The organism is Mycobacterium pinniadriaticum, assembly GCF_026242045.1.
GTDB lineage: Bacteria > Actinomycetota > Actinomycetes > Mycobacteriales > Mycobacteriaceae > Mycobacterium > Mycobacterium pinniadriaticum.
In genome coordinates, this window is the sequence record NZ_JAPJDO010000020.1 from 11,876 (window position 1) to 23,583 (window position 11,708).

General features: G+C 66.1%; 9 protein-coding genes. 4 read left to right on the forward strand and 5 right to left on the reverse strand.

Going from position 1 to position 11,708, the window contains the following annotated elements; genetic code table 11:
* The first annotated feature begins 9 nt into the window (after nt 1-9).
* Nucleotides 10-636, forward strand: a complete 627-nt coding sequence (locus ORI27_RS20310) for a TetR/AcrR family transcriptional regulator (protein WP_265998815.1) — start codon at nt 10-12, stop codon at nt 634-636.
* 86 nt (nt 637-722) lie between these two features.
* Here ORI27_RS20310 and ORI27_RS20315 read toward each other — a convergent pair whose 3' ends face one another.
* Nucleotides 723-917 (reverse strand): hypothetical protein, encoded by a 195-nt coding sequence (locus ORI27_RS20315; protein ID WP_265998816.1) that lies wholly within the window; start codon nt 915-917, stop codon nt 723-725.
* Nucleotides 918-1,426: 509 nt separating this feature from the next.
* Between ORI27_RS20315 and ORI27_RS20320 the strand changes: the two genes are divergently transcribed.
* The gene (locus tag ORI27_RS20320) at nt 1,427-2,746 is read left to right on the forward strand and encodes an adenylate/guanylate cyclase domain-containing protein (RefSeq protein WP_265998817.1); all 1,320 of its coding nucleotides are present in this window, start codon (nt 1,427-1,429) and stop codon (nt 2,744-2,746) included.
* Between the two features lie 172 nt (nt 2,747-2,918).
* On the opposite strand, the gene ORI27_RS20325 is transcribed toward ORI27_RS20320, so the two are convergent.
* From ORI27_RS20325 to ORI27_RS20335, 3 genes are all read right to left on the reverse strand, one after another.
* A complete protein-coding gene (locus ORI27_RS20325) occupies nt 2,919-4,478 on the reverse strand; it encodes a hypothetical protein (protein WP_265998818.1) in 1,560 nt (519 codons plus the stop codon).
* 269 nt (nt 4,479-4,747) lie between these two features.
* Nucleotides 4,748-5,812, reverse strand: a complete 1,065-nt coding sequence (locus ORI27_RS20330; protein WP_265998819.1) for a YHYH protein — start codon at nt 5,810-5,812, stop codon at nt 4,748-4,750.
* A gap of 35 nt (nt 5,813-5,847) precedes the next feature.
* Nucleotides 5,848-8,943: a hypothetical protein gene (locus ORI27_RS20335; protein WP_265998820.1), complete on the reverse strand. Its 3,096-nt coding sequence runs from the start codon at nt 8,941-8,943 to the stop codon at nt 5,848-5,850.
* A gap of 237 nt (nt 8,944-9,180) precedes the next feature.
* Between ORI27_RS20335 and ORI27_RS20340 the strand changes: the two genes are divergently transcribed.
* A complete protein-coding gene (locus tag ORI27_RS20340; RefSeq protein WP_265998822.1) occupies nt 9,181-9,597 on the forward strand; it encodes a VOC family protein in 417 nt (138 codons plus the stop codon).
* Between the two features lie 9 nt (nt 9,598-9,606).
* Nucleotides 9,607-10,569: an NAD(P)H-dependent flavin oxidoreductase gene (locus tag ORI27_RS20345; protein ID WP_265998823.1), complete on the forward strand. Its 963-nt coding sequence runs from the start codon at nt 9,607-9,609 to the stop codon at nt 10,567-10,569.
* Here ORI27_RS20345 and ORI27_RS20350 read toward each other — a convergent pair.
* Nucleotides 10,556-11,659, reverse strand: coding sequence for an NAD(P)H-dependent amine dehydrogenase family protein (locus ORI27_RS20350; protein ID WP_265998824.1), 1,104 nt, complete (start codon nt 11,657-11,659; stop codon nt 10,556-10,558). The two genes, ORI27_RS20345 and ORI27_RS20350, sit on opposite strands and share 14 nt — an antisense overlap.
* Nucleotides 11,660-11,708: the final 49 nt, after the last annotated feature.

Genomic DNA, 11,708 nt, shown 5'->3' on the forward strand with positions numbered 1-11,708 from the left:
GGTGGGTTCGTGACGGACACGGCTCCTGCGGAGTTACGCAGCCAACGGCGCGCCGCACGGCGCGCAGAGAACAGAAGCGAGATCCTCGACGCGGCGGAACGGGTCTTCGGCGAAGACGGGCTGCGGACTGGGTCGCTGCGCCGGATCGCCAACCTGTCGGGGTACTCGACAGCTGCGATCTACAAGTTCTTCGACAGCAAGCAGCATCTGGTCGCCGAGGTCCTCACCCGGCGAGGAGACGAGTATCTGAACGAGTTGAGGCAGGCTGCGCAGTCCGACGGAACGCCATTGGATCGCCTACATCTCATCGTCGATACTGCGGCCGCGTACTTCCGCGAGCGTGCCCACTTCAGGTCGGTGCTGCGCCAGATCAAAGGAGGATCAGCGATCCTCGGCCCTGTCCTCGACGCTTTCGCCGAGGATGTTTATGGGCGCTACGCCGACGCAATGAATCTGATGACCGACCTGGTTCGCCAGGGACAGCACGCCCGCGAGATCCGGGACGGGGATCCGGGCGGCATCGCCCACCTGGCCTCGGTGCTGACCAACGAGTACGCATTGGCCGATGTCGCACTCGCACCCTCGGAGTTTCACGCAGTGTTCGACGGCGCACTACGGGCGCCCCCACTGTGTTGATGCGGTCAAACCCCCGTGAGCAGGGAAGGCTGATTACCCGACATGGATAGCAACGCGGATAGCAACTGCACCCGGCCACCGGCTGATTAAGCCCGTCCCGGCGATCCAGCGGGCACGCGCCTCCCGCTGATGCCGGGCGACGTCACCGGCTGCGGCTCCAATTGCACGATGGCCACCAGGTCCACGACGCGCCGCTCACAATGGCGGGCCTCGGCGGACAGGCGGGCCAGTGTCGTGGGCTTGGCCTCACCCGCCAACTCGGCATCGAACATTTCGCGCAACTTCTCGCTCGGTCAGCGGCCTGGACCGCAGCGTCGATGGCCTCGGTCTCGAGCTCGGTGAACTCCGCGCCCGCGATCCCGGTGGCGCGCAACGCGGCGTTGAGCTTGGCCCGCAGCTTCGCACCCGCAGAACGTCTAGCAACCATGCCCCCGATTTTATGCGGGACCGTCGAAACTATTGATGGACAATGGAATACAAGTCAGGGCCCACGTCGTCAGAAAGGGGTTCGGTTCGACAAAAGGCGCCTCTGAGCTGCGGTTATTGTGCGATCACGAAAGTTGTTGTGCTACGTCAGGTCTCATCAGAGTAAAAGCCTCTGAACTGCGTTTATGCGGTTGGCGCATCCCGAAACGAGGAATATGGCCCTGACCAGCGGAGTCCGGGCGCAATGTGCGAAAGTCGAGCGAGACCGTCCCGGTCGAGACTCCAGGCGGGGCCGGGGGTCATCCCCCAGGCTGACCCTCGCGACTGGCGCTTCCGTGCCTACTTCGCGGCTTAGACTTCGGCCATGTTCTTGGAGACGCGGTATGCGATGAACGGGGACTTGCGGGTCGCCTATCGCGCGTCCCGTGAGGGTGAGCGTGACATCGTGTTCGCCCTTCCCAACACAAACTGTGAGGTCTTTCCGGAGCTCGCGTCGCTTCAAGGGTGGGTCAAGGCGATGACATCGCTCGGTCGGCTCATCTTCTTCGACCCGCCGGGCACAGGAGTGTCCGATCCCATTACGTCGGGCGCGCCGCCGACCTTAGAGCAATGGGCCGACAGCATCACTGCGGTACTCGATGCTCTCGGGAGCAGTCAAGCGGTCCTCGTCGCATCCAATGGCGCTGTCCCGGCTGCGGCGCTGTTCGCGGCAACACATCCGTCGCGGACATCCGCGCTGGTCGTGCTGGAAGGCGTTGCGGACCCGATGGCTGAACGCACAGGAGGGGCAGCCCTCGAGGAAAACGCCGCTGCCTACGTCGCCATGTGGGGCACGGGAGAGTGGCAGCATCTCTCGAATCCGGACATGCCGTGGAACGAGGAGATCCGGGCAATATGGGCACGGTACGAACGCCTGGCTGCGAGCCCAGCAACTATCGCCCGCACGATGCCTCTGACGGCCGACATGGACGTGCGCGCAGTGCTTCCCACAATCCACGTGCCAACCCTCGTACTCCACCACACCGATGACGTCTTGGTCCCGCCCGAGTGGGGCGAGGATATCGCCGACCACATCTCCGGCGCTAAATTCGTCGAACTCCCAGGGTGCAATCTTCTACACTTCGTCGAGCCGGGATGGCGAGCGTCTTTCCAAGAGATCGCCGAGTTTCTCACCGGCGAGCAGGCCGATGTTGCCGACGACCGGGTGCTTGCCACAGTGCTTTTCACCGACATCGTGAACTCGACGCGCCGGGCAGCGGAGATGGGTGACCGCGACTGGCATGTTTTGCTCGATGCGCACGACGTTGCGGTGCGGTCGCAACTCACTCGGTTTCGCGGTCGCGAGGTGAACACCTCGGGTGATGGTTTCCTCGCGATGTTCGACGGCCCTCAGCGAGCGATCCGCTGCGCCATGGCAATTCGTGACGCCGTGCAAGCCCTCGGTATCGAGGTGCGCGCCGGATTGCACACCGGCGAGTGCGAGGTACGCGGTGACGACATCGGCGGGATCGCTGTGCACATCGGCGCACGCGTGAGCGCATTGGCTGGGCCGAACGACGTGCTGGTGTCCAGCACGCTGCGCGACCTGGTGATCGGGTCGGGGCTTGAGTTTGAGGAGCGCGGCACTCACGAACTCAAGGGCGTGCCTGGCGAGTGGCGTCTCTTCGCCGTCGCCTCCATGTAGCGGCTATTTGAGGCAAACTTCTTTCGCCACTCACGTTTAGCTGCCGCCGTCTGCCACGGTGAAGGTGCCGCAGCGGTCGGGCGAGCTGACGGTGGTCACCTTTCACGGCTGCGAGGACTGCGACGGCTGGGTGCCGACCTTCACCGAGGCGGCGGGGTAGGCAGCCCGGGGCTCAGTCCCAGCGGAACAGCTGACGGTAGAGCGCTTCGGTCGGATGCGGTTGGGGCGGTCTGAAACCGGTGTCGTTCACACTGCCGAGCAACCTGGCGGCGTTGGGGGCGTCGACCGGTCTGTTGCACATGATCAGGTATGTGAACAGGTCGACATACTCCAGGCTGGCGGTGAACAACTCGACTGCGGTGGTGGCGATCTCCGCCACGGTTGTCGGCTGACCGAAGATGGTCGGGGACTGGCCTTGCCAGACCCCAAGACGGTCGACCAGCTCCTGGGTCAGTTCGACGTCGGTCTGGCCAAGATCGATGGCGATCGCCTGACCGTTGCCGTAGGTCCGGTTGGTGAACGACCCGGTGGGAAGGACGGCATCGTGGATCCGGTTTCGCAGCTGGGAGCACGTGAAGGCGAATCGCTGCAACTCATGCAGCCGGGTCAGCTGCGGAGCGCCAGGGTAGTTGGTGTCCACGTAGTCATCGAGCGTCTTGGACGAGTGCAGCGACTTGCGGACGTCTTTGCCTGTGGTCGGGTCGAGCCAGCGCACGAAGGCGCGCCCGTACCCGTCGAACACCGCCATCAGGTACAGCAGCTCGCGGTCGAACGCCTCGCTGACGAACTCGATGGTGTCCGCCGAGGGCGCGGCGTCGCGTCCGTTGGTTCTGCTTAATGCCGCGATGACGTCATCGAGCGCCCGCGCTGCCCGGCGGATGCGTGTTTGTATGGTGTCGATCTCGGCGAGCGCCTGAGCGTCCCCGATGAGCCCGCCAGTGACCATGCGAAACGCGTCGAACCATGAGAGCAGGCTGGACAGTCCTATGTCGTAGACCTTGGTGAGCGACGGTGGTTCCATCTTCTCGATGACATTGCCGAATGTTGCGCTGTACCGATACTCGGCGACAGTCCGGTTGCCGGTCATCCGCAGATAGTGGCCGAACACGGGGTGCAAGTCCTCGGGCGTAACGGTCGTGACGATGTCGTTGTCGCCCACGTCGGCGCGCCCAACCGTCGGCCCCAGCGACACGATGACGTCGGTCCCCAACCCGAAGCCGGTGGCGGCGAGTACCGCCGCGCGCACGCGGTCATCGACGGTCAGATCGGTCGTCGGCGCGTAGTGCGCGTCGATCTCGGAGTAGACGTCGAAGGTGCGGCAGTTGCGGTAACCCCGTCGCTCCTCGCCTCGCATCTTCGAGACCCCGAACTCCATCGCGTCCAGGAATCGGCCTGCGCTCGCCCGGTCGGTGAAGTCGATGACGTAGCGCTCCTCGACTTCGCACGCCTGCATCCACTCCTCGGCCAGACCGGCATCGTCGTCGGAGAACGTCAGCAGCATCGGCGTGACGACATCGCGGCGCAGGACATGCACCAGGTCTTCGTAGTCGGCGGGCTGCAGGCCGAGGGTGCGGAGGTCGAGCCCCACGACGAGGGCCCGCGTCGCGGGTGTGATCGGGAACAGCTGTTGGTGTTCCTTGGCGACGGCGCGGGCGTAACGCAGGAACTTCGCGTGTGGGCCGTCCGAGGGAACGACCAGTGGTGTCTGAGCGGCGGCGTTGGTGGAGGCCATGAAGCGATTGTTACGGGAGGCCCCGACACGTCTAGGCGTGTCGCCCGGCGAGTCCGCTTGCCCGTGTCGAACGCCCGTTCGTCAGTGTCCCGCCAGTGTCCCAAGACGTGCATCCATGGTCTGGAAAACCGGAAAAGTCGACACGGGCTGGACACGCACACCGCGCCGAGCTGGACGTATCGGACGCAATCGAACAATGGTGCACAACTTCCGGTCCCTTTACACACCAGCGGTCGGCGGTTCGATACCGTCCGCGCCCACCAAGAAAGTCAGTGACCCATACCTGGCATGCTCGCCGGCATCGGCTGGCCAAGGGTCGGTACGACGGTGTTGGCCACATTCGCCGGGTCGACCACTCCTCGGAAGCAGCCGACCGAGTACGGATACTCGCTGTTGAGCACGTAGTGATAGATGTTCTGGACCTTGCCGTTCCACAGCACCGGAGACGTCATCCCATGGCATTCGTCCAGCTGGGCATTCGTGATTTCCTTGCCATCGGCGCCCCGGGGTCCGTAGATACCGAATCCATCCAAGGCGTAGCCGACCAGGGGCGATTGACCGCGGGTGCCTTGATTGGGGAAGCACTTCCAGGAGAAGGCATGCAGGTGATACTGCTGGCTGTAGGGGTGCCCGAAGCATTGGTCCAACGGCAAGATCGAAATCGGGTTGTACCAAGCGGTACCGGAAGCATTTGCGATTTCGGCATGCCACACCGTGCCGGTGAGCGTGACGCCGGTGATCAAGTACTGGATTGCCTGCGGCGTGGCGAGGTACTTGGGGGCTATCGGCACTTTGATGTCGAGGTTGTACGGAGAAATTCCAATGGCAGCGGCGTTCGGATAGGGCTGCCCGAACCCGGGCGTACCCGGTGTGGTGTTAGTACCGCCCGGGGCCCCTGCGTAATAGGGATAGGCGGGAGTGCCGGATTGAACTGGTCCGAATTTCCCCATCGGAGTGGTGGGCAGGCCATTGCCTTTGAAGTACCGATAATTCTTGTCCGACGTCACCTTGAAAACGCTGCCGCGAGGATCGATATCCTTGGCCGTCACATTTCCACTCACCGTGGGCAGTTTTGCGATCACAATCGAATTGCTCGACGAATCTACCCATGGCAGGGTACTGGTCTGCAACGTCGTGCCAGCGGGAATTACCACGGAGAAGAGTTGTCCCCCAACGTAAATCCCGCCCTTCTGGGGTGTAAAGATACTCAGATTGGGAGCGGAATTCCCCACTGTATTCGGCGCTACGGCAGCGGCCGGCGCGGCCGCCGAGGTGGCTGCCACCAACACCCCTGCGAATAATGCGGCGATCGTGCTCTTGCTGCGTGTCGACATCGTGTTCCCTTTCGGCAGAAGCGATTTAGTGGTTGTTATGCGCTGATCACCGACACCGCCCCGGACAGGGTGGTGATGTAGACGTTGCCGGCGTTGTCGCCGGTGGGGCTGATCGCCACTCCGTAGGCGAAGGCACTGATGTCGATGGTGTTGATGACCACTCCGGCGGGGTTGATCACCGACACCGTGCCGTCCCCGCCGTTGGTGACGTAGACGTAGCCGACGGAATTGACCGCCACGGCTTGCGGGCTGTCGCCGACCGTGATGGTCTTGACGACACTGCCCGCGGGGCTGATCACCGACACCGTGCCGGCCCCGCTGTTGGCGACGTAGACGTAGCCGGCCGAATTGACCGCCACCCCTTGCGGATTGGCGCCGACGCCAATGGTGTCGACGACCGTGCCCGCGGCGTTGATCACCGACACCGTGCCGTCGTCGTAGTTGGTGACGTAAACACTGCCGTCTGCGCTGACCGCCACCCCGCTCGGGCTATTGCCGACCGTGATGGTGTTGACGACGTTGCCGGCCGGATTGATCACCGACACCGTGCCATCTGCGTTGCTGGCGACGTAGACAAAGCCGGTCGAGCTGACCGCCACCACACTCGGGCTATTGCCGACCGCGATGGTGTTGACCAGAGTGCCGGCGGAGTCGAGCCACGACACCGTGTTGTCGCCGCTGTTGGCGACATAGATATCGCCGCCTGCGCTGACCGCCACGCCATTCGGGCTGTCGCCCACCGTGATACCGGTGACGACCGTGCCGGTGGGTGTGATGTAGGGCAGCGTCCCGCCAAAATCAGTGAGGTAGACATTGCCGGCGTTGGCGGCACCCGCACCGGCTGCGCTCACCCCGCCCAAGAAGCCGCCGACGTCGATCGTGGACACCAGGAAGGTGGAACCCGCACTACCGTCGGCGCCGGCGCTGCCACCGAACCCGCCCGCGCCGCCGGCCCCGCCCGCCCCGACAACCCGCGTGACCTCAGCAGCGCTGGATCCTGCTGCCCCAGCGCTACCGGCGTCGCCGCCGTCGCCGCCGTCGCCGCCGTTGCCGTTGCCGTTGCCGTTGCCGTTGCCGAACAGCATCGCCCCGGCGCCGCCGGCCCCGCCGTTGCCGCCGGTGCTCACCGAGGTGGTGGCGGCGTCGGTGGTGTAGACGCTGCTGTTGCCGCCGTAGCCACCGGCTCCGCCGGTCGCGAACGCGCCGCCGGTGCCACCCTCACCGCCCGCCCCGGCGGTGGCGCTTCCGCCGTCGCCACCACTGGCAGAGCCGGTGGATGCGCTGCCGCCGAAGCCACCGTCGCCACCGTCGGCCAACAATGCACCCGAACCGCCCTGCCCACCGGCCCCGCCGATCGCCGCGCCACTGCCATCGGCCTTCGCGCTGCCGCCAAGACCGCCCGCACCGCCGACGCGCCCGAAGATGCCAGCCTGACCGCCGTCGCCGCCATTACCGCCTGCGGCCGTGGCGGTGTCGCTGATCAAGGACTGCGCGAAGCCGCCCGCACCGCCGTCGCCGCCAGCGGCACCGATCGACCCGCGACCACCGTCGCCGCCGTCACCGCCCGTCGCCGACTGATTCGCGGTGGCCGAGCCGCCGGCCCCGCCAGCACCGCCCGCGCCGCCGGCGAACAAGGCGCCGAGGATGCCACTGCTGCCGCCGTCGCCACCGTTGCCGGCGATCGCCACCCCGTCGCCCAGGTTGATCGCCCCATTGCCGGCGAACGGCAGGTCCGCGTTCCCGCCGGCCCCACCCGCGCCGGCCAACAGCACCGAACCGCCGCGGCCACCCGAACCGCCGGTGGCCGTACCTGATCCCGGTGTGCCCAGACCGGTGTCGCCGATGTTGGCCGAGGCCCCGCCACCACCGGTTCCGCCTGCACCGCCGTTGCCCCACGTGGTGTCTCCACCCGCGCCGCCGTTGCCGGCGGTCGCGGCGCCGTGGGTGCTGAATACGACGCCCTCCCACGCACTGCCGCCGGCGCCGCCGCTGCCCGCCAACAGACCACCCCGGCCGCCGGTGCCGCCGTTGCCGCCCGTCGCGGTGCCCGCCGCCCCGTCAGCATCAATGCCGTCCCAGTTCTGGGTGGCGGCACCGCCACCACCGCCGGCGCCGCCGTTGCCGAACAGGCCGGTCCGGCCCGCATTGCCGCCATTGCCGCCCGTGGCATAGCCGTTCACTGCGAAGGACACATAGCCGCCGACTCCGCCGCTGCCGCTATTGCCCGAGAGCAGGCCGCCGTTACCGCCGTTACCGCCGTTACCGGCAGTCGCCCCAAACCAATTCACGCTGCCGTTGTCGGCGCCGCCGTACCCGCCGGTGCCACCGTCACCAACGAGCAACCCGCCGTTACCGCCGCGCCCGCCATTGGTGGCCGCCGACACCAACAACCCGGTCGTGCTGTCGTAGACCGCATCCGTGCCGTTGCCGCCGGCCCCGCCCGGACCGAACAGCAGGGCGTTGCCACCGTGGCCGGCGTTGCACGCCGGACCCATGCACCCCGCAGCACCACCCGCGCCGTTGCCGGGTTTGAACACGCTGCCGAAGAACAACCCGGCGTTGCCGCCGTTCCCGCCGTTGTATCCATTACCGCCGGCGCCGAGTAGCAGACCGCCGTTGCCGCCATGGCACACGATCGCCCCGGTGCACTGCACATCCGATGAGCTGTAGCTGTAGCCGTTACCGACCAACAACCCAGCATTCGGATGATCAGCGGTGCCATTGGACACGAAAACCGAATAGATGGCGTTCGCGACCAAACCCGGCTGCCACGCCGGCAATGCCGACGCCGACGGAATGTTCAAAGCTACTGGGGCGCTGGTCGTTTTGGGTCTCGCTGCCGGTTTGCCGCTCGCCTTGTGTGCGGGACTCGCCGAGACTCCTTGTGTACGAGGAGTTTTGGTTGCGGGCTTCCGCCTGGCCGCGTGCGCCGCCCCGGTGGTCGTGCGAGGGCTGTCGGCATGAGTGTCGGTGCGGGTATCCGCGGCGGCGATACCCGAGCCGCCAGTCAGCGCAGCACCGGCCAATGCCGCACCGACCCCCAGGCCAAGGGCACTGGCCCCAAGCCAGGAATACGGCGCAATCCGACGGGACTTGGCCCGGCGGGTCATGGCAATGCTGGATTGGTCCATCAGTAGAGCCCTCCCGACAAGAGCAAAATCAGATTATCTGTGCGCTATTTTATGAATTGGCGTCTGCCAGAGTCAGAATCGACGCGCCGTAACTTTGATCCGCAATGCGGACTTAATCGAAAATGTTCCGCAATGCGGATTTAGCCGGGCTGGGAATTCATTTGAATTTAAAGAAAGGATGGTTGGAACGATTGCTCGGCGGCTGGAGTCGGCAGCGCCGGCGGTAGCATCCGAATCATGCGGCTGGATCACGTTGTGTTGTGGACCGAGGATCCGGTCGCGGCCATGGACTTCTATACGCGGGTGGTCGGGCTCGCCCCCGTGCGGTTTGACGAGTTCGCGGCCGGGGAGGCACCGTTCCCCAGCGTGCGGGTGTCCGCGGATTCGATCATCGACTTGGTGCCGATCGACGGCATTGCCGACACCGAGAGTCTCACCAGGGTCACCGACAGCGCCGGGCATCGTGTCAACCACGTGTGTCTGGCGATGACCAAGTCCGAATACAACGCATTGGATCAGCGCCTGCAGGCGGAGGGGATCGACACCAGCGCCCGGCTGAGGCCCACCTTCGGCGCCCGCGGGTGGGGTCCGGAGGGTTTCTACTTTCCTGATCCCGACGGCAACGTGGTCGAGGCCCGATATTACGACGACTAGGAGCGTGGCATGTTGTCGACGGACTGGTCGCGGGCCATCGGTATCGATGTGCCGATCGTCAACGCCCCGATGGGCGGCGTCGCCGGCGGTGCGCTGGCCGCTGCGGTCTCCCGCGCCGGTGGCCTCGGCATGATCGGGATGGGCAGTGCCGGCACCGCCGAGCGGCTGGACGCGGAACTGGGTCACGTGTCGAACCTGGCTCGCCCCTTCGGAATTGGCCTCGTGGAGTGGGTCGCCATTCGTCAGCCGGACCTGCTCGCCACTGCCCTGGCCGCAAATCCGGCGCTGCTGTGTGTGAGCTTCGGCGAGACGGGGGACTGGGTGCGGCGCGCCCACGATGCGGGCGTGGTGGCCGCGACCCAGGTGAGTGATCTGGACAGCGCCGAGCGTGCGGTCGCGGCAGGCGTCGACGTGGTCATTGCCCGTGGGGCTGAGGGCGGCGGTCACGGCCAACCGCTCGTCGGTACGTTGCCGCTGTTGACCGCGCTGCTCGATCGTGTCCCCGTTCCGGTGCTGGCGGGCGGGGGGATCGGGTCGGCACGCGGGCTGGCCGCTGTTCTCGCCGCGGGTGCGTCGGCGGCGTGGCTGGGTACGGCATTCTGTGCCTGCACCGAATCGCTGCTGTCCGACAAGGCGCGTGACACGATGCTGGCGGCCGGGGACACCGACACCGTGAACACCCGGGTATTCGACATCGCGCAGGGATATCCCTGGCCCCCGTCGCTGCCGGAACGCGTGTTACGCAACAGCTTCAGCGATCGATGGGACGGTGACGAAGAGTCGCTGAGCGTCGATTCCGGCGCGGCTGCAGCGCTGGCCCGGGCGATCGCGGCCGAGGATTACACGCAGGCGCCGATCAACGCCGGCCAGGGTGTCGGGGAGCTGACCGCCGTCCGATCTGCCGCCGAGGTGATCGGCCAGCTGAATTCGGGTGTGGCTGAACTGCTTTCGCGCTGGGCTACGCGGGATTGAACGCGTGCCGGGGAATGGTCAGCGGCAGGTCCACCGAGCTCACCAGACCCGGTTCTGCGTCGACCACATACGGCACCGCGTTGACCACCCGCATCGCGGTGGCCACCATCGCGCCGGCCCCCGACGTCATCGATTCGATCCCGGCCTTCTTGCGGTCCCGCAGCGTGACATCGAATGTGCAATCGATATCCGGTGTGCCGGTCACCACGACGCGATATCCCAGCGCATTCGGCAGCGTCGGCCAACGCGGTGCCACGTCGGGAGCCAGGCGCGTGACGTGCTCGATGACAATGGCTTCGCGTCCGTCGACCACACCGATGGCCTGCATCCGCAAGGCGCCGCAGGTGCCTGCCTCGACGGTGCCCATCGCCACCTCCAGCGTCCGCTCCGTCACCGCACGGTCGAACGTCTCACGCACCTCCTGCAATTCGACGCCGAGCGCGTCGGCCACCATGCGGATCTGGCCGTGCCATTCGCCCGCGATCGCTCCGGGGAAGCTGATCCACGGCTGATAGTCCAGGGGCCGGCCGAATCCCAGTGCGTCGCTCATGATGTCGGGCACGCCGTAGTCGTCGTACAGCCCGATCTCGTAGCAGTGAATCTTCTCGATCTGCGATGACTGCGTGGACAGCACCAGCGGCAGGTAGTCGGCGGCGAACCCGGGCTCGATCCCGGATGCGTACAGGGTGACCTGGCCCTCCTTGGCCGCGGCAACCAACTGATCGCGCCACTCCGCCGGTTCGTAGTGGTGCGGGTTGACCAACCGGGTGGTGCTCGTCGTCACCACATTGATGCCGGCGCTCAGCAGCTTCACGTAATCGGGGATATGGCCGGCGTCGCGCTCCGGCCCGCTGGCCCCATAGATCACGCAGTCCGGCTTCAACGCGATCAACGCGTCGGCGTCGGTGGTGACCGCCAAGCCGATCGGGTCACCGTTGGCCAGCTCGCCGGCGTCGCGGCCGTCCTTGTCCGGCGAGTGCACCCACACGCCGACGAGGTCGAGATCGGGGCGCTCGTGGATGGCGCGGATCGCGATCGACCCGATGCCGCCCGTCGACCACACCACCACGCGGTACTGACCTTCAGTCATGATGACCTCCGAAACCTAACGTTTGATCCGGAACGTAACAGTCGCCCGT